The following is a 17,180-nucleotide window of genomic DNA, read 5'->3' as shown; positions in this document are numbered from 1 at the left end:
GAACGGCCACGACGCGCCCCGCCGTCGACGTCCTGGCATACAGTGAGTCCACCGATCCTTCATCGTCGGTACAGGTCGGTACAGAGGACCACCATGACTAAAACGCAGCAGACGCTTCGCCGAGCACAGGTCACCGTCGAGCAGGTGCTTCCCGTGACCGGACTGGCCTACGTCCGTGACGCCACACGATCCTGGGCGATCACCCGGAGCACACGCGGCGTCGGCGTGGACACGCTGCACCCGGGCCAGACCGTGGACATCACGCTGGTTCGGGTCGCGGACTCGGAGTTCATCGGCGAATACGTCGTGCTGAACGACTAGCCGGCGCCCGGCCACCGCAGCGCACATCCGCTCCGGACCGACGACATCGAGTCGCTCCGTCGGGGCCGTACCCACCCCGGCACCCGGTGGAAATGCGCCTGGGTGCAGGCGGATGGCCGACCGCGTCAGCGGGCGTGCAGGGGCGATGGCGCGGCGTGGGCGTCCAGCTTGAAGCCGGCGACCACCTGCGCGAGATGGACCGCCTGGTCCTGCAGCGCCTGGGCGGCGGCGGTGGCCTGCTCGACCAGCGCCGCGTTCTGCTGGGTGGTCTGGTCCATGTGGTTGATGGAGCTGCCGATGTCGGCGATGCCCGAGCTCTGCTCGCTGCTGGCGCTGCTGATCTCGGCCACGATGGCGGTGACGCGGCGCACGCTCTCCACCACCTGGTCCATCGTGCCGCCCGCGTTGGCCACCAGGTGGCTGCCGGTGCTCACCTGGGAGACCGACTCGTCGATCAGGCCCTTGATCTCCTTGGCGGCAGCGGCGCTGCGCTGCGCCAGCGTGCGCACCTCGCTGGCGACCACGGCAAAACCCCGTCCCTGCTCACCGGCCCTGGCGGCCTCCACGGCCGCGTTGAGCGCCAGGATGTTGGTCTGGAAGGCGATGCCGTCGATCACGCCGATGATGTCCACGATCTTGCGGGCCGACGCCTCGATGCCGCCCATCGTCTGCACGACGCTGCCCATGACGTCGCCACCACGGCTGGCCACCTCGGAGGCCTGACCGGCCAGCTGGTTGGCCTGGCGGGCGTTCTCGGCGTTCTGCTGCACGGTGGCGGTCAGCTCCTCCATCGCCGCGGCCGTCTCTTGCAGCGAGCTGGCCTGCTGCTCGGTGCGGTTGGAGAGGTCCAGGTTGCCGCTGGCGATCTCGCGGGAGGCATGGCGCACCGATTCGGCCGACTCGCGCACCTGCAGCAGCATGGTCGCGATCTTGTCGACGAACTGGTTGAACGCGGTGGCGATGTGGGCCAGTTCATCGTTGCCGTGGGCCGGCAGCCTGCGGGTCAGGTCGCCATGACCCGAAGCGATGTCATGGAGCGCATCGCGCACGGAGTCCAGGCGGTGCAACTGCCTGCGCACCACCAGCGTCATCAGGACGCCGGCGATCAGCATGCACAGCACCGTGATGCCGGCGGCCATCTTCAGCAGGTCACGCACCGGCTGGGTGGCCTGGGCCCGATCGATCGCGATCGCCAGGGTCCAGGGCGTGCCCTCGACCCTGGCGGCATAGAGCATCAGCTCGGTGCCGTCGAGGGTGAGGTCCATCCGCCGGCCGCCGTCGGCCAGCCCGGTCACCAGGGCCGGGGTCAACTCGGGCGCCAGCGCCTCCACGGGCTTGAGCGTCAGCGCGGCATCGGCGTGGGCCAGGATCTTGCCTTCGCCGTCGAGCAGGAAGGCGAAGCTGTTGTCCATCGGGCGGATGGCCGCCACGGTCCGGGCGACGGTGTCCAGGTGCATGTCGGTGCCGAAGACACCGGCGGGCTGGCCCGCCGGGCCGAAGGGCTCGACGAAGCTGATGGTCAGCTTGCCGGTGCTGGCGTCCACGTAGGCCGGCGTGAGCGTGGGCCCGCCGGTCTGGATCGCCTGCCGATACCAGGGCCTGGCCGGGCCGTCGTAGGTCGCCGGCATGGGGTGGGTGAAGACCACGCGCTTGTCGGCGTAGACGATGTAGCCATCGTCGAAGGCGCCGGCCTGCTGGGTGGCCACCAGGAAGGGAACGGGATCGGCCTGCTCCACGGCCAGCTTCATCGAGCTGGTGATGCGCTGCTTCTCCTTGACCCAGCCGGTCAGCTCGGCCGCGTGAACCCGGGTGAGCTGCCCCACCCGCTGGTCCAGCGCCTCGAGGTTGTTGGCCCGCTCGACCCAGAAGGTGCTCAGGCCCAGGATCACGAGGGAGACCGCCGTGATGACGACGCACAGGGTGATCAGCCGGGCGCGCAGGGTTTGAAACATGAATGGACCTTTTCTGCCATGACGGTGACGGGGCGGACTGCCCATGGTCTGCTGACCTGCATTGAAGCCCGGTGCGCGGGATCGTGATGGGCGCAAAAGCTGAGGAGATGACGGTCTGTTGAAGCGAAGGTGTGGCCTTCGTCACGAAGGAGCCGAGCCCGCTCAGCCTGCAGGTCCAGACGGCAGGTCGCGGCTCGCCTTGTCCAGGTACATGCGCTCGTCGGCGAGCATGCGCAGGCTTTCCGGATCGTCGCCATCCACCGGGAACACCGCGACACCGATGGCCACGCCCACCGACAGCCGCTGTCCGGCCATCATGATGGGCCTCGAGATCGCGGCCCTGGCGCGCTCGCAGACGGGCCGGTGGCCCTGGGCGTCGTCCAGGCCGGTCAGCAGCAGCACGAACTCGTCGCCGCCGATGCGCGCCACCACATCGGCCTCGCCCACGCTCTGCAGCAGGCGCCTGCCGACGTCCTTGAGCACCTCGTCACCCACCGCATGCCCGTGGCGGTCGTTGACGGGCTTGAACCGGTCCAGGTCCAGGTAACACACGGCCACATGCGTGCCCTGTCGCCGGGCGCGGTCCAGGGCCTGCGGGATCAGCTTGTCCAGCAGCGACCGGTTGACCAGGCCGGTCAGCGCGTCATGCCGTGCGTTGAACTCGAACTGCTCCTGTCGCCGCAGCAGGTCCGTGATGTCGGCCAGCATCCACAAGGACTCCCGGGAGGCCGCATCGACCAGCACCCCCTGCAGGTCGATCCACACCAGGCGACCGTCCTGGCGACGCACCTGAAGCCGCGTGTGGAAGGACTCGCCCGCCATCAACCGGGGATAGGCATCCCGGCCCAGCGCCTCGAACGAGGCATCGTCCGCATAGAGCAAGCGTGAGCTGCGGCCCTCCAGCTCGGCTGCACGATAGCCGAAGAGGTCGCACAGCGTCGTGTTGACCCAGGTGAACTGCCGGTCCCTCAGCCGGGCCACGCCGACCCGCTGGTTGTTCAGCATCGCGTCCTGCGTGCTCCTGATCTCGCTGACCTGGGCCTGGGCGCGGCGCAGCTCGGTCACGTCGAACATGACCGAGCGGCTCATCTTGAAGCGCCCCTGCGCGTCGTAGATCGCGCTGGCACTGACGCTGACCGTGCGCCGCTGGCCCGATCGGTGCACCAGCTCGAACTCCAGGGCACGCACCCGACCGGTCTTCAGGAAGGAGGGAAAGTTGCTGTCGAACTTCGCGCGGCCGGCTTCGCTGAACGAATCCCGCGGGCCCAGCTTGCCGATCGCCTCGTCCAGGCTGCAGCCGATCCAGGACAGCATGGTGGCGTTGATGCGCACGTAACGCCCGCTCGAGTCGACCGAGTGATAACCGCAAGGCACGCCGTTGTAGAGATCGTCCAGCTCCTCGTTGGCCCGGCCCAGGGCCAGTTCAAGCTGCTTGCGCTCGCTGATGTCCTGCACCGTGCCGTGCAGCTCCACGATCTCGCCCTCGTCGGACCGGCGCGCCGCCCCCTTGGCGTGGATCCAGGCCGACTCGCCATCGGCGCGGATGATCTGCCCGTCGAGGTCATAGGGCGTGCCCAGGGTGGCGCAGTCCTGCACGGCCCGCTTCAGCCGGGACCAGGACGCGGGCTCGAAGTACGGCTCCATGGCCGCGAACGGGAGCGCCGGCCCGGACGGGTCGAGCCGGAAGATGTCGTGCAGCACGGCCGACCAGCTGCACTTGCCCGTCCTGGCGTCGCAGACCCAGTTGCCCAGCCTGGAGATCTGCTGGGCCTGCCGCAGCGAGGCCTCCAGGCGCTCGCGGATCGCCAGGTCGGCATGCAGCCGGGCGGTGGTCTGCCACACCACGCGGGCACCGGCCAGCAGCACGCCCAGCGCCACCAGCGACAGCACGCCGATCAGCGCGATGCTGGAGGCGATGTCGCCGTGCCGGTCGCGGGGTGCCGCGCCCACGATCACGTAGACGGGATGGGTGCCGATCCGGCGGTAGGCGTTGATGCGCTCGATGCCGTCCAGCGCGGTGGCGGCCACATAGCTGCCCTGCTGACGACCGGCCTGGATGATCGCGGCCAGGTCGGCGGACACCCGGGTGGAGCCGATCGTGTCGGCGGACTCGGGCACCCGGAAGACGAGCGCCAGCTCGCTCGTGCGCAAGGTGGCCGCCCCATGCGGTCCGAGATCGACCCTGGACAGCGGGGCCTGGAAAGACGCCACGGCGATGTTGGCGTAGACCATGCCCACGAAGCGGCCCTGTCCATCCTGCAGTCGCCGCGCCAGCACCAGCACCCACTTCTGCGCGATGCGCGCCAGCACCGGACCGGCCACGATGAGCCGGTCGTCGGCATTCGAGCGGGCCGCCTTGAAGAAGGAGCGGTCGGCCAGGTTCACCGCCTGCTCGCCGGGGTCCAGGCCGTGGATGACCGCACCCGCGGCATCGGTGATGCGCAGGCTGATGATCTCGGGATGCAGCCGACGCTGCTCCGCCAGGAAGGGCTCGACGGCGAGACCGGCCGGCCGGCGCTGCCCGAGCCGATCCAGGTAGAAACGGGCGCTGGTCTGCAGGCTCACGTCGACCTTCGCGAACATGCTCTCGACCACCTGGTCGATCAGCCTCGCGGTGTTCATCGTCGTCGTGAGGGTCTGTTCCCGGTACTGCGCGAATTCCCGGTAGACGGCCAGGCTCGCCACCGCTGCGACCAGACCCGCGATCAGCACCACGGCCAGCACGTAGACCGAGGCCCGCGGGGGCCTCACGGGCGAGCGGTCCCCGACCCGCGCCCCCACCCCATCGGGGCTCGACAAACAATCCATGACTCTCCGGCCCACGGCCTGCCCACTCGTCAACAACGTCAAGTGCCGGCACGCCCGGCCACTATATCGGCGCATTGCGGTCGGCCCCACCCCAAACGGACAGCGGACGCACAGCCGCCGCGGAAAACCTGAGGTCCGTCACGCCCTGCCGAGGCCGCCACCGGTCCGCAGCCGGCCGGGCGGGCGGTGCACGCCGGCGTCGCTCGACCCGGCAGAGGGACGTTCAGCCCGCGTCGCGCATGGCCTGCGCCAGTTCGCCCTGGCCGCGCTCGGCCAGGACATCGGCCGCGTGCAGGCGATCGCGGGCCTCCCGGTTCTGGCTGAGCTTGGCCTTGCCGGTGAGCGAGGTGATCTCGATCTCGAGGCCCACGATGCGGCCCAGCAGGTCGTCGATGAACGCGGGGTCGGCGTCGCCCATCTTCCAGGGCCGCGGCTCGGCCGCCTCGTGATGCCGGGTCAGGCGCGCCACCAGGCCACGCACGAAACGCTCGTCGTCGCGCACCGTGAGCCGGCCGTGCGCGTGCACCACCTCGTAGTTCCAGGTCGGCACCTGGCGGTGCGTCTCGTGCTTGCTCGGGTACCAGCCGGGCGACACATAGGCCTGGGCCCCGCGGAAGATCACCATGACCGCGCTGCCCGTCGGACAGCGCTGCCACAGCGGATTGGCACGCGCCACATGGGCCGACAGCCGGCCCAGCGGGCCGGCCCGGGCGTCGAACTCGAAAGGGATGTGGTCGGCGTCCAGGCCCTCGGGCCCCGACGTCACCAGCGCGCCCAGCGGGTGCGTGCGCATGATCCGGTGCAGGGCGTCGGGCTGGATCGGGACGAAGTGTGGCGGGAGGTACATGGTGGCGGCCGGCGTGACGGCATGGGGTGTGGAAGGCCTGCGGTCGGCGCCGGGCGGCGCCTCGACGACATGCTACGCCGCCGGGCGGCCGGCCGGAGCGGCCGGGGCGGCCGGCTCGACAGGCTCTTTCGGTGAGCCACCGTGCAGGGCCTGCGCCGCCTCGAACCACTGCACCAGGAACTCCACCGCCACGCGCAGCTTGGCCGAGCGCTCGAGGCGCACCGGGTAGACGGCCCAGACGTTGGCCGGCTGCAGGCAGCCCGGGAGCACCTGCACCAGCCGGCCGTCGGCCAGCAGCGGCGCCACCTGCCACACCGAGCGCAGCACGATGCCGCGGCCGTCGAGGGCCCAGCGCAAGGCCACTTCGCCGTTGTTGCTCGACAGCGGCCCCGACACCTTGACCGTCTGCTCGCGACCGTCGCACTGCAGCCGCCACACGCCGAAGGGATGGTCACGCTCCTTGATCGCCAGGCAGTCGTGCGACCTCAGGTCGTCGAGCGTGCGCGGCGCGCCGCGCTGCGCCACGTAGCCCGGTGCCGCGCACAGCACACGGTGGTTGTCGGCCAGCCGGCGGGCGATCAGGTGCGGCGCGATCTCGTCGCCCACGCGCACGTCCAGGTCGAAGCCTTCGGCCGCCACGTCCACCAGGCGGTCGAACAGCTCGAGCCGGACCTGCAGCCGGGGATGCCGCTCGGTCAGCGCGCTCAGCGCCGGGGCGACCTGCCCCCGTCCGAAGCCGAAGCTGCTGCTCACGCGCAGCGTGCCGCGGGGCTGTTCCCGGGTGCCGCCGATCTCCTGCAGCAGCTGGTCCACGTCGTCGAGGATGCGCTGCGCCCAGCGGTAGGCCCGCTCGCCATCCTCGGTCAGCGTGACCTGGCGCGTGGTGCGGTGCAGCAGCCGGGCGCCCAGCCGGGCCTCGAGCACGCGCACCCGCTTGCTGACGTAGGCGGGCGAGACGCCGAGGTCCTGCGCCGCCGCCGCGAAGCCCGAGCGCAGCACCACGGTGGCGAAGACCCGCAGATCGTCGTTGGAGGGCGATGGATTGCTCACGATTCGTGCATGGTCACATGACAGATCGAGGCATTGTCCATGAATCGATCAGCACCTAAGCTCTGCGCACCCCACCCCAGGAGACGACGAGATGAGCAGCACCTACCGCATCGCGGTGATCCCCGGCGACGGCATCGGCAAGGAAGTGGCGCCCGAGGGCGTGCGCGTGCTCGAGGCCGCCGCGCGGCGCTTCGGCATCACGCTGGAGCTGACCCCCATCGACTGGGCCAGCTGCGACCACTACCTGCAGCACGGCAGCATGATGCCGCCCGACTGGAAGCAGCAGCTGCAGGGCATGGACGCGATCTACTTCGGCGCGGCCGGCTGGCCGGCGACGGTGCCCGACAACGTCTCGCTGTGGGGCAGCCTGCTGAAGTTCCGGCGCGAGTTCGACCAGTACATCAACCTGCGCCCGGTGCGGCTGTTCGAGGGCGTGCCCTGCCCGCTGGCTGGCCGCAAGCCAGGCGACATCGACTTCCTGATCGTGCGCGAGAACACCGAGGGCGAGTACACCAACCTCGGCGGCGTGATGTATGCCGGCACCGAGCGCGAGATCGTGATCCAGGAGTCGGTGTTCAGCCGCCACGGCACCGACCGGGTGCTCAGGTTCGCGTTCGAGCGGGCCGCCGAGCGCGAGCGCAGGCACCTGACGGTGGCGACCAAGAGCAACGGCGTGGCCATCAGCATGCCCTGGTGGGACGGGCGTGCCGACGAGATGGCGCGCGGCTACCCGCAGGTCCAGGTCGACAAGCAGCACATCGACATCCTCGCCGCGCGCTTCGTGCTGCAGCCGCAGCGCTTCGACGTGGTCGTGGCCAGCAACCTGTTCGGCGACATCCTGTCGGACCTCGGGCCGGCATGCACCGGCACGATCGGCATCGCGCCGTCGGCCAACCTGAACCCGGAGCGCCTCTTCCCCTCGCTGTTCGAGCCGGTGCACGGCTCGGCACCCGACATCTTCGGCCAGAACATCGCCAACCCGATCGCGATGATCTGGTCCGGCGCGCTGATGCTGGACTTCCTCGACCGGGGCGACGGCGCCGGCAAGGCCGCCCACGACACGATCGTCCAGGCCATCGAGACCGTGCTGCGCGAGGGCCCGCGCACCCGCGACCTGGGCGGCAGCGCCAGCACGACCGAGGTCGGCCTGGCCATCGAGGCACTCGTGCTGCAGGCCTGACGCCCTCAGGGGGCGCGGGCGTGCGCGTGGGCGTGATGCACATCCGGCACGTGGGCGTGGTCGTGCGTCAGCGGCAGGTGCTGATGCTCGTGGCTGTGCGCCCCGACGGGCATCACCTCGTGGTGATGGTCGTGGTGACCATCGTCATGGGTGTGGGCGTGGTCATGCACCAGGGCTTCATGAGTGTGCTCGTGGCCATGGGACTCGGCCAGGTGCAGCACCACGCCGGCCAGCATGAGCAGGCCGCCCAGCCCCATCCACGGGCTCAGGCCACGCTCGCCCAGCGACATGGCCAGGGCCGCGCCGATGAAGGGCGCAAAAGCGAAGACCGATCCGGTGCGCGCGGCGCCGAAGGCGCGCTGGGCCAGCAGATAGAAGCGCAGGCTCAACCCGTAGCCCGTCGCGCCGATCACCAGCAGCGCCAGCGAGGCGGCAACGCCCGGTGAGGGCTCGGCGGCCATCACGGCGATGGCCGCGGTGGTGGCCGCACCCAGCACCGCCTTGCCCAACACCACCTGCCCGGGATCACGCTCCGCCAGGCCACGCGACAAGGTGTTGTCGACCCCCCAGGCCACGGTCGCCGCCATCACCGCCATCAGGCCCATGAACTGCATGGGGCCCGAGCGCCCCTGGTCCAGCACCAGCACCACCCCGCCGCCCAGCAACAGCAGCATCGCCAGCCAGACGCGGCGATCCATGGTCTCTCGATACAGCAGACGAGCCAGCACGGCCGTGAACAGCGCTTCCAGGGTCAGCAACAAGGCCGCGCTGGTGCCGCTGGTGTGCTGCAGACCCCAGGCCAGCGCCACCGGCCCGATGCCCGCGCCGAACAAAGCCATCGCGGCGAGCCGGGGCAGGTCCGCACGGGCGACGCGGGCCTCGCGCTCCCTGGGCAGGCGGGTCAGCAAACCCACCAGCGCCGCCCCGGCATACAACAAGGCCGCGGTGCTGAAAGCCCCCACGCCCGCACCGGCTCGCTGCACCAGCGGCGTGCTCACACCGAACAGCGCCGCAGCCAGCAGGGCCAGCGCGGCGCCTCGGAAGGCAGGCAGTGGCAGATGTTTCATGTCGAGGCCTCCACCTGATGACCGTCACCGCGCCCCATGCGGAGCCCCCCATGCGCTTCACCCGCCGCCTTGCCTGGCGTCATCCGGCCCGCGAACATCACTGCCCGGTGTGGTTGGCGGCGATGAAATTGCCCGGCAGCGAATAGAACAGGTACAGCGTGTCCTTGGCCTTGTCGGGCGCCGCCGGGTTCTTGAAGCTCAGCTTCCACTCCTTGCTGCGCTGGCCGTCCACCTGCTCGATCCTGTCGGCCTGGGTGACCGCCTGCCAGGACCGGTCGAGCTTGCCGCTCTCGACCAGCTTGTTCTTGTACTGCGTGGCGCACTGCACCACGGTGGCCTGCGCCGCGGGCTTGCTGCCGTGGAAGTGGCAGCTGGCATCGGCGCCGGCACGCGCAGCGGACGACAGGGTCAGGGTGGCCACGAAGGCGGTGGCGACGAGGAAGGTCTTGTTCATGGGAATCTCCACAGGATGAAAGGCGAGAGGAAAGCGCAGCGATGACCACGGGGGCGCGCTCAGAGCTGGTTGCGGCTGGGGTCCACCGTCCTGTCCACGTCCATGTCTTCATGCAGGTGACGGTGCTCCTGCGCCGGGAAGCGGAAACCATCGGGGTCGCTGTCGTGCAGGTAGCCATGCAGCTGCATCAGCAGCAGCAGGCCGCCGAGGGCGATCAGCAGCAGGTTGGCGGCGTGGGCGATGCGCCGGAAGGCGTGGGTGTGGCGCCACCAGGCCAGCACCGCCACCATGGCCGCCAGCGCGGCGATCTGCCCGAGCTCGACCCCCAGGTTGAAGCTGAGGATGCGCCACAGCATCGCGGCGGGGTCGTCGCCCAGCGGCAGCTGCTGCAGGCGGGTGGACAGGCCGAAGCCGTGCAGCAGGCCGAAGCCGAACACCATGCCCAGCAGGTTCGGCGACTTCTCCATCTCGAACACGCGCTGGAAGCCGCCGATGTTGTCGAAGCCCTTGTACATGACGCTGATCGCGATCACCGCATCGATCAGGAAGTAGTTCCAGGTGAGGCCGAAGAAGGTGGCGGACACCAGCGTGATGCAGTGGCCCAGCGTGAACACGGTGACGAACTTCGCCACGTCGCGCAAGGTGGTGAGGAAGAACACCACGCCGAACAGGAACAGCAGGTGGTCGTAGCCCGTCAGCATGTGGGTGGCGCCCAGGCCGACGTATTGAAGGTAGCCACCCTCCAGCATGCGCTGGCGATCCTCGGCGGAGATGCCGTGGGCCCACGACAAGGCGGGCAAGAGGGCGAAGGCGAAGGCGGCCAGCCACGGCCAGCGTGGCACCGATCTGGAAGACTGGAACATGAGACTCCGTGCAGTGATGACATTGCCGCGACGTCACGAGCGACGCCTCGCTCTCAGCGGGCGCATCGCCCTGAAGGCACTCGGCACCGCCGACCCATCGGCAACGAAAGGTTCAGGCGACGGGCAGCAGGCCCGTCAGGGGACCTTCACACGCAGGTGCGGGGTGGGCGCAGCGGCCCGTCCAGACAGGGGCTGGGAATTCGGCACGGCCCGAACACGGCGAGCGCGCCCTCCACGGCGGCCACGGAGCACCAGGTGGCGGCGGCAGGCAGCAGCACCGCGTGGTGCGCGGCGTCGTGGTGGACATGGGCCAGCGTCGCCCCGTCGTCGTCGCTCGGCGCACCCAGGGTCAGGGCGTCGTCATGCCGATGGCCCTGCCCTTCCTGGTGAATCCGTTCATGCGCCAACGCCTGCGCCAGCGTCACCACCTGTTCAGGCATGAACGCCAGCACCGGCTGCAACTGCAGCACGAGCAGGAGGAGGATGAACCAGCGACGAAGCATCTGAAAATGGTATCAGAGGCTGCGCGCGGCCGACCTCGCGGCCCGGCCGCGGACGAGACTTCCTGGGCCGGCGGGTGGAGCCGATGACGAGTGGCTCGGGGGCCTGCGCTGATCGTGTTGCAGACGCCAACCCGCTTGGAGGAGGCCTCGGCCGCACGGATCTCCAGTCGGGCTTCGACGGCATTTTTTCGGGTCTTTCCGGCAAGGATGAACGCCCCGACGCTATCCTCTGGAAGCGGTACGGCGCAGAAGGAGCGGCAAGACGTTGGACAGCCTGGACATTCCTGCAGCCCTCGAGGCCCGCCGACTCGCTCGCCTGCGGGCATTGAAGGTGCTCGATACCGGCAGCGAGCCGCTGTTCGACTCGCTGGCCGCCCTGGCCGCCTCCCTCTGCGCAGCCCCCGTGGCGCTGATCGGTCTGGTGGACCAGGACCGGCAGTGGATCCTGGCCCAGACCGGGCTGCCGGAGCCGCGCGAGGCCCCACGCAGCCTGGCGTTCTGTCACCACACGATCCAGGGTGACGAGATCCTGGAGGTGCCCGACGCGACGCGGGACGCGCGCTTCGCCGACCAGCCCGCGGTCACCGGCGAGCCCGGCATCCGCTTCTACGCCGGTGCGCCTCTGGTGACCCGCTCCGGCGACCGCGTGGGCACGCTGTGTGTCATCGATCGCCAGCCGCGGCGCCTCAGCGCGGCCCAGTCGGCCACGCTGGCGCAGCTGGCGGACGCGGCCGTGCAGGCGCTGGAGATGCGCGAACGCCTGACCGATCAGGCGCTGCAGCTGCGTGACGAGCAGCAACAGGCGGTCGCCGACAGCGAGGCCAGGCTGCGCGCCATGCTGGACGTGCAGGGCGAGATGGTGGCGCAGGCCACGGCCGAGGGGCTCCTGCTCTACGTGAACCCGGCCTACGCGCAGCAGTTCGGCCTGAGCGTGGCGCAGGTCGAGGGGACGAACCTGTTCGACTACGTGCACGAGGCCGACCGGGCCCTCGTCCAGGACCGCATCGACTGGGTGCTGTCCACCAGCGAGGTGCTGACCACCGAGAACCGGATGCAGCTGCCCAGCGGCGAGGAGTGCTGGATCTCCTGGACCAACACCCGGCAGATCGACGGTGCGGGCCGCCCGCTGCTGCACTCGACCGGCCGCGACGTCAGCGCCCGCGTGCGGGCGCAGCGTGAGCTGCGGCGCAGCCAGGACCTGCTCACGCGCACCGGGCGGGTGGCGGGCGTGGGCGGCTGGGAAATGGACCTGGGCACCGGCCTGGTCAGCTGGACCGAAGAGACCCGTCGCCTGCACGAGGTGGCGGCCGATTTCAGGCCGACGCTGGAGAACGCGCTGTCGTTCTACGAGCCGGAATCACGCCGCGTGCTCGAAGCCGCCGTCGACCGCGGCATCCACCACGGCGAAGCCTGGGACCTCGAGCTGCAGGTGCGCACGGCCTCGGGGCGGCTGATCTGGGCACGCGCCGTGGGCGAAGTGGAGTTCGACGCGGGGCGCCCGGTGCGCATGCTCGGCGCCTTCCAGGACATCACCGAGCGCCGCCAGCTGCGCCAGCACCTCGAGGAGCGCGAGGCCTTCCTGCGCCAGTTGACCGACAGCCTGCCGCTGCGCATCGCCTACCTGGACCGCGAGCGCCGCTACCGCTTCGTCAATGCGCAATGGAGCCGCGAGACGGGCGTGCCCGCGGCAGACGCCCTCGGGCGCCGCCGCGCGGAGCTGTTTCCCGACGCCCCCGATGCGCCCCTGGGCGAGCGCGCGCGGCTGGCGCTGCAGGGCCAGCCGCAGTGCTTCGAGTTCGAAGAGACCCTGCAGGGCCAGACCCGGCGCCTCGAGCACCGCCTCAGCCCCAACCACGCGATCGACGACGCCGGCGTGCTCGGCTTCTTCGTCGCCGGCGTCGACGTCACCCAGCGCAGCGCCGGCGAGCGGGCGCTGCGCGAGATCGCGGCGATCTTCGACAACACGCCCGACTTCGTGATCCAGGCCAACCGGGCACGCCGGGTGCGCTACATGAACCCGGCCGCGGCCCGTGCCATGCTCGGCCACCCGTGGGCGCCGAGCGACGAGCGGCTCGTCGCCGAGCTGCTGCCCGCCTCCACCGCCCGCCTGTTCGAGGCGCAGATCATGCCCGCGCTGGAGGCCCGCGATGTGTGGCTGGGCCAGTCGCACGCCCGCCTGGCCGGCGGGCGGGTGGTCCCGGTCAGCCACATGGTCATCGCGCACCGGGACGAGCTCGGTGCGATCGAGCGCTACTCCATCCTGATGCGCGACATCTCCGAGCTGGAAGCGGCGCAGTCCGAGAAGGACCGGCAAGCCGCGACGGTGCGCTCCGTGGCCAACTCGATGCCTTCGCCCGTCGCGGTCGTGGACCCGAGCGGACACTACCAGTTCGTCAACCGGGCCTTCGAGCAGAGCGTGGGCCGGTCGTCCACCGATCTGGTCGGGCGCACCGCACGCGAGGTGCTGGGCGAGGCCGAATTCGAGCGCCGCTGGCCCTGGGTGCAGCGCGCGCTGGCGGGCGAGCAGGTCCGCTTCGAGATCGACCAGAGCGGCCCGGGCAGCCAGCGCTTCGTGGCCGTCGACTACATCCCGCTGAGGACGAATGCCGGAGCGCTCGACGGCTTCGTGGTCGTGACGCAGGACGTCACCGCGCAGAAGCAGGAGGCCCTGCGGCTGGAGTCGCTGTCGCAGACCGATCCGCTGACCCGGCTGCTGAACCGGGCGGGCTTCGAGCAGCGGCTGCGCCACATGCTGAACGACCGGGTCGATGAGCCCATGGCCGTGCTCTACATCGATCTGGACCGCTTCAAGCCCGTCAATGACACCCACGGCCATGCCGCCGGCGACAACGTGCTGAGGCAGGTCGCCGTGCGGCTGATCCGGCTGGTGCGTCCCTCGGACGTGGTCGCCAGGCTCGGCGGCGACGAGTTCGCCATCGTGCTGCCGGGCATGCACGACGAGGCCAGCGCGGGCCGCACCGCCGAGGCCGTCGTGCTGGCCCTGCAGCAACCGTTCCAGCTCCATGCCACGGTGACCGTGCACATCGGCGCCAGCGTGGGCGGGGCCGTGGGCTGGGTCAACCAGCGCAGCTGGGGCGAGCTGCTGCACCAGGCGGACCTGCGGCTCTACCAGGCCAAGGGGACGGGGCGCAACCGTGCCCTCGTCGGCGCCTGGAGTGCCGCGGAGGTCTGAACCCTTCGACCCGGCCGCCCGCCAGGCAAGCGGTCAGGCCACGGGCGTGGGGTCCAGCATCTCGTGCTGCAGGCCCCACTGCTCCACGGCGGCCACCAGCACCATCGACTCCCCCTCGGCGACGTGGCGGTCGGCCTCGACGATGGCCACGCACAGCTGCAGCACCAGGCGGCGCAGCGCGGGCTCGTCGACCTCGGCGAGCAGGCCGGCCAGGGTCTGCGGGTCGATGCGGCAGGACTCGCCCCAGGGGCGGTGCGTGCTGAGCAGGTCGTCGCAGAAGTCGTGCAGCACCTCGCGCAGCGCCTCGCGGTCCAGGCCCAGGCGCTGGTGCACCTGCAGCGTCTCGACGGCCTGCAGCTCGATGCGGGAGAGGTCCCCGTCGGCCAGCAGGGCCAGGGTCACCAGGCGGGCGGCGGCTTCGGGGCTGTTGCGGGGGTAGCTGCGCATGGAAATGCTCCTGAAAGTCAAAGGGGTGGCGGGGGAAAGGCGAAGGGACTCAGCGCCCGGTCAGCAGCGGGCGGTCCTGCTGGCGGGCATGGCGACGGCGCAGGCCCTGGGCGGCACGGGCCAGGGCCCGCTCGAAGGCGGTGCGCCAGTCATCGGCCACCGCGGTGACCACCACCGGCGGGCCCTGGCGCGGACTGAGCTGCAGCTGGCAGCGCTTGTCCTGCCCGCCGCGCGGGCCGTTGTCGTCCACCAGCCGCACGCGGGCATGCGGCACCCACCAGGCCAGGCGGCGCAGCGCGCTGCGCAGGCGCTGCTGCAGGGTGTCGCGCAGCAGGGTGGTGGCGGGGTCGCGGGATTCGAACTCGATGTGCATCGCGGGGCTCCTTGGATCCGTCGTGTGGTGACGGGACGGCGTGACGATACGGCCGCATTGACTCCATTAAAAGCAGACAATGACTGAACGACATTTCGTCAAATACAGAACATGAACCATCCCTTCAGCTACCGGCACCTGCACTACTTCTGGGTCGTGGCGCACGAGGGCGGCATGGCCCGCGGGGCCGAACGCCTGGGCATGGCGGTGCAGACCGTCAGCGCCCAGGTGCGCGAGCTGGAGCGCAGCCTGGGCCACACGCTGCTGGAGCCGGCCGGCCGCGGCCTGCAGCTGACCGAGGCCGGCCGCGTGGCTCTGGCGCAGGCCGACCAGATCTTCCAGCTCGGCCAGGCCCTGCCCGAGCAGCTGGCGGCCACGGTGCGCGCGCCGCTGCAGCGGCTGCGCGTGGGCGTGTCGGACGCGATGCCCAAGCTGGTCGCCCATGCGCTGCTGGCGCCGGCGCTGGACACGCCCGCGCTGCACCTGCAGTGCCAGGTGGACGAGTTCGAGGACCTGCTGGCCGACCTGGCCCTGCACCGGCTGGACGTGGTGCTGGCCGACCGGCCCGCGCCGGCCAACCCCAACCTGAGGCTCTACAGCCACGCCCTGGGCAGCTCGGCCCTGGCCTGGTACGCGCCGCCCCGGCTGGTCGACGAGGCGAGCGCGGGCTTTCCGCAGTCGCTCGCACGGGTGCCGGTGCTGCTGCCCAGCGAACATGCGGCCGTGCGCGGCCGGCTGGACCTGTGGTTCGAGCAGCAGGGCCTGCGCCCGCACGTGGTGGGCGAGTTCGAGGACAACGCCCTGCTCAAGGCCTTCGGGGCGCACGGCATGGGCGTGTTCCCGGCCGACGAGCTGGTGGAGGACGAGCTCGCCAGCCGCTACGGGCTGAGCCGCGTGGGCGCCTGCGAAGGCGTGCAGGAGCACTTCTTCGCCATCGGCACCGAACGCCGGGTGCAGCACCCGCTGGTGCAGCGCCTGCTGGCCGGGCGCAGCTGAGGGCCGTGCAGGTGGAGGACCCGAGCGCGCCCGCCGGGTCCAGGGCGCCATCGCGGCGGGCCATCACCCGGAAAGCGCCCGGGCGCCGCGGGCGGCCGCCTCCATCTCGTGCATGTCCAGCACGTGTTCGCCGTTGCCCGCGAGCCGAGCGACCACGAGGTCGATGAAGGCACGCACGCGCACCGGCTGGGCGCTGCGGCTGCCGTAGTAGACGAAGTAGCTGTAGCGGTCGGGCATGTGGTCCACGAGCAGCGGCACCAGCCGGCCGGCACGGAGGTGGGGCGCCGCCGTCACGCCGGCGAGCTGCCCGATCACCCTGCCGGCCAGCACGGCGTGCAGCTCCAGGATCTCGTCGTTGGTGCACAGCGCGGGCACGACGGGCTGCTCCACCTCCTCGTCGCCCACCTTGAAGCGCCAGGGCACCACCCGCCCGGTGCCCGGGTTGCGGTAGACGCTGCACCGGTGCGCGGGCAACGCCGCCATGCTGTCGGGCACGCCATGCCTGCGCAGGTAGTCGGGTGACGCGCAGAGCACCAGCTGGACCGGGAACAGGCGCCGCGCGATCACGCCCTCGTGGGGCGAGAGACCCAGCCGGAAGCCCACGTCCACCCGGTCCTCGACCCAGTTGCCCACCCGATCCTCGAGCTGCACGTCGGGCACGACGCCCGGATGGCGCTCGCAGAACTCGTCGATCAGCCGCCAGAGCAGGCCCTGGAAGGTCGAGCGCGGCCCGACGATGCGCAGCGGCCCGGCGATCTCGTCCTTGGCCTGCCGGGCCGACAGCAGCGCCCGCCGCAGGCCCAGCAGCGACGGCTGGGCCTCGTCGAGGAACTGCCGGCCCTCGTCGGTCAGCGCCATCGAGCGGGTGGTGCGGTGGAAGAGCCTCACGTTGAGGTGCTGCTCCAGCTGCGCCAGGGCCTGGCTGGCGGCCTGGGGGCTGATGTTCAGCGCGGCCGCGGTCTTGCGCAGGCTGCCCAGCTCGGCCGCCGTGATGAAGACGGAAATGGTGCGGAATTCATTGATGGCCATGGGCAAGCTCCTGCCCCATTGTCCGGCTCTGATTGTCAATTCATCCAGTTTTTCAACACTGTTCACCACCTGGTCCGCTTCCTAGACTGCAAACCTC

At 70.7% G+C, this 17,180-nt stretch carries 15 protein-coding genes; 4 read left to right on the top strand and 11 right to left on the bottom strand.

Going from position 1 to position 17,180, the window contains the following annotated elements; all coding sequences use genetic code 11:
* The first annotated feature begins 93 nt into the window (after window positions 1-93).
* Window positions 94-321 carry a hypothetical protein gene (locus C7444_RS11880; protein WP_110401072.1) on the top strand — a complete coding sequence of 76 codons (228 nt, stop codon included), beginning with the start codon at window positions 94-96 and terminating at the stop codon, window positions 319-321.
* A 125-nt stretch (window positions 322-446) separates the two neighbouring features.
* Here C7444_RS11880 and C7444_RS11875 read toward each other — a convergent pair whose 3' ends face one another.
* The 4 genes from C7444_RS11875 to C7444_RS11855 form a co-directional block, all read right to left on the bottom strand.
* Window positions 447-2,273: a methyl-accepting chemotaxis protein gene (locus C7444_RS11875; protein ID WP_110401071.1), complete on the bottom strand. Its 1,827-nt coding sequence runs from the start codon at window positions 2,271-2,273 to the stop codon at window positions 447-449.
* Between the two features lie 162 nt (window positions 2,274-2,435).
* A complete protein-coding gene (locus C7444_RS11870) occupies window positions 2,436-5,081 on the bottom strand; it encodes a diguanylate cyclase domain-containing protein (RefSeq protein ID WP_146219388.1) in 2,646 nt (881 codons plus the stop codon).
* 223 nt (window positions 5,082-5,304) lie between these two features.
* Window positions 5,305-5,928 carry an FMN-binding negative transcriptional regulator gene (locus C7444_RS11860; protein ID WP_110401069.1) on the bottom strand — a complete coding sequence of 208 codons (624 nt, stop codon included), beginning with the start codon at window positions 5,926-5,928 and terminating at the stop codon, window positions 5,305-5,307.
* Window positions 5,929-6,000: 72 nt separating this feature from the next.
* Window positions 6,001-6,978: a LysR substrate-binding domain-containing protein gene (locus tag C7444_RS11855; protein ID WP_170130725.1), complete on the bottom strand. Its 978-nt coding sequence runs from the start codon at window positions 6,976-6,978 to the stop codon at window positions 6,001-6,003.
* Between the two features lie 91 nt (window positions 6,979-7,069).
* Here C7444_RS11855 and C7444_RS11850 point away from each other — a divergent pair, with 91 nt between their 5' ends.
* Window positions 7,070-8,158, top strand: a complete 1,089-nt coding sequence (locus tag C7444_RS11850; protein ID WP_110401067.1) for a tartrate dehydrogenase — start codon at window positions 7,070-7,072, stop codon at window positions 8,156-8,158.
* 5 nt (window positions 8,159-8,163) lie between these two features.
* Here the strand turns inward: C7444_RS11850 and C7444_RS11845 are convergent, their stop codons facing one another.
* From C7444_RS11845 to C7444_RS11830, 4 genes are all read right to left on the bottom strand, one after another.
* Window positions 8,164-9,225 (bottom strand): DMT family transporter, encoded by a 1,062-nt coding sequence (locus tag C7444_RS11845; protein ID WP_110401066.1) that lies wholly within the window; start codon window positions 9,223-9,225, stop codon window positions 8,164-8,166.
* 97 nt (window positions 9,226-9,322) lie between these two features.
* Window positions 9,323-9,679: a DUF6488 family protein gene (locus tag C7444_RS11840; RefSeq protein WP_110401065.1), complete on the bottom strand. Its 357-nt coding sequence runs from the start codon at window positions 9,677-9,679 to the stop codon at window positions 9,323-9,325.
* A gap of 59 nt (window positions 9,680-9,738) precedes the next feature.
* A complete protein-coding gene (locus tag C7444_RS11835; RefSeq protein ID WP_110401064.1) occupies window positions 9,739-10,542 on the bottom strand; it encodes a HupE/UreJ family protein in 804 nt (267 codons plus the stop codon).
* A gap of 146 nt (window positions 10,543-10,688) precedes the next feature.
* Window positions 10,689-11,045, bottom strand: a complete 357-nt coding sequence (locus C7444_RS11830) for a hypothetical protein (protein ID WP_110401063.1) — start codon at window positions 11,043-11,045, stop codon at window positions 10,689-10,691.
* Between the two features lie 265 nt (window positions 11,046-11,310).
* Between C7444_RS11830 and C7444_RS11825 the strand changes: the two genes are divergently transcribed.
* On the top strand, window positions 11,311-14,238 hold the full coding sequence (locus tag C7444_RS11825; RefSeq protein ID WP_110401062.1) for a PAS domain-containing protein: 2,928 nt from the start codon (window positions 11,311-11,313) through the stop codon (window positions 14,236-14,238).
* 33 nt (window positions 14,239-14,271) lie between these two features.
* On the opposite strand, the gene C7444_RS11820 is transcribed toward C7444_RS11825, so the two are convergent.
* Window positions 14,272-14,685: a TerB family tellurite resistance protein gene (locus tag C7444_RS11820; RefSeq protein WP_110401061.1), complete on the bottom strand. Its 414-nt coding sequence runs from the start codon at window positions 14,683-14,685 to the stop codon at window positions 14,272-14,274.
* 49 nt (window positions 14,686-14,734) lie between these two features.
* Window positions 14,735-15,058 carry an HPF/RaiA family ribosome-associated protein gene (locus C7444_RS11815; RefSeq protein ID WP_110401060.1) on the bottom strand — a complete coding sequence of 108 codons (324 nt, stop codon included), beginning with the start codon at window positions 15,056-15,058 and terminating at the stop codon, window positions 14,735-14,737.
* A 111-nt stretch (window positions 15,059-15,169) separates the two neighbouring features.
* On the opposite strand from C7444_RS11815, the gene C7444_RS11810 reads away from it, so the two are divergent.
* Window positions 15,170-16,054, top strand: a complete 885-nt coding sequence (locus tag C7444_RS11810) for a LysR family transcriptional regulator (RefSeq protein WP_110401059.1) — start codon at window positions 15,170-15,172, stop codon at window positions 16,052-16,054.
* A gap of 63 nt (window positions 16,055-16,117) precedes the next feature.
* Here the strand turns inward: C7444_RS11810 and C7444_RS11805 are convergent, their stop codons facing one another.
* Window positions 16,118-17,083 (bottom strand): LysR family transcriptional regulator, encoded by a 966-nt coding sequence (locus C7444_RS11805; RefSeq protein WP_110401058.1) that lies wholly within the window; start codon window positions 17,081-17,083, stop codon window positions 16,118-16,120.
* Between the last annotated feature and the right edge of the window lie 97 nt (window positions 17,084-17,180).

The sequence above is a fragment of the Sphaerotilus hippei genome (genome assembly GCF_003201595.1).
GTDB lineage: Bacteria > Pseudomonadota > Gammaproteobacteria > Burkholderiales > Burkholderiaceae_C > Sphaerotilus > Sphaerotilus hippei.
This window is presented reverse-complemented; position numbering and strand designations above follow the sequence as displayed.

Bases quoted from the DNA above. Each gene is read 5' to 3' on its own strand.
- C7444_RS11880 (WP_110401072.1), top strand. From the start codon at position 94: ATGACTAAAACGCAGCAGACGCTTCGCCGAGCACAGGTCACCGTCGAG.
- C7444_RS11875 (WP_110401071.1), bottom strand. From the start codon at position 2,273: ATGTTTCAAACCCTGCGCGCCCGGCTGATCACCCTGTGCGTCGTCATC.
- C7444_RS11870 (WP_146219388.1), bottom strand. From the start codon at position 5,081: ATGGATTGTTTGTCGAGCCCCGATGGGGTGGGGGCGCGGGTCGGGGAC.
- C7444_RS11860 (WP_110401069.1), bottom strand. From the start codon at position 5,928: ATGTACCTCCCGCCACACTTCGTCCCGATCCAGCCCGACGCCCTGCAC.
- C7444_RS11850 (WP_110401067.1), top strand. From the start codon at position 7,070: ATGAGCAGCACCTACCGCATCGCGGTGATCCCCGGCGACGGCATCGGC.
- C7444_RS11845 (WP_110401066.1), bottom strand. From the start codon at position 9,225: ATGAAACATCTGCCACTGCCTGCCTTCCGAGGCGCCGCGCTGGCCCTG.
- C7444_RS11840 (WP_110401065.1), bottom strand. From the start codon at position 9,679: ATGAACAAGACCTTCCTCGTCGCCACCGCCTTCGTGGCCACCCTGACC.
- C7444_RS11835 (WP_110401064.1), bottom strand. From the start codon at position 10,542: ATGTTCCAGTCTTCCAGATCGGTGCCACGCTGGCCGTGGCTGGCCGCC.
- C7444_RS11830 (WP_110401063.1), bottom strand. From the start codon at position 11,045: ATGCTTCGTCGCTGGTTCATCCTCCTCCTGCTCGTGCTGCAGTTGCAG.
- C7444_RS11820 (WP_110401061.1), bottom strand. From the start codon at position 14,685: ATGCGCAGCTACCCCCGCAACAGCCCCGAAGCCGCCGCCCGCCTGGTG.
- C7444_RS11815 (WP_110401060.1), bottom strand. From the start codon at position 15,058: ATGCACATCGAGTTCGAATCCCGCGACCCCGCCACCACCCTGCTGCGC.
- C7444_RS11810 (WP_110401059.1), top strand. From the start codon at position 15,170: ATGAACCATCCCTTCAGCTACCGGCACCTGCACTACTTCTGGGTCGTG.
- C7444_RS11805 (WP_110401058.1), bottom strand. From the start codon at position 17,083: ATGGCCATCAATGAATTCCGCACCATTTCCGTCTTCATCACGGCGGCC.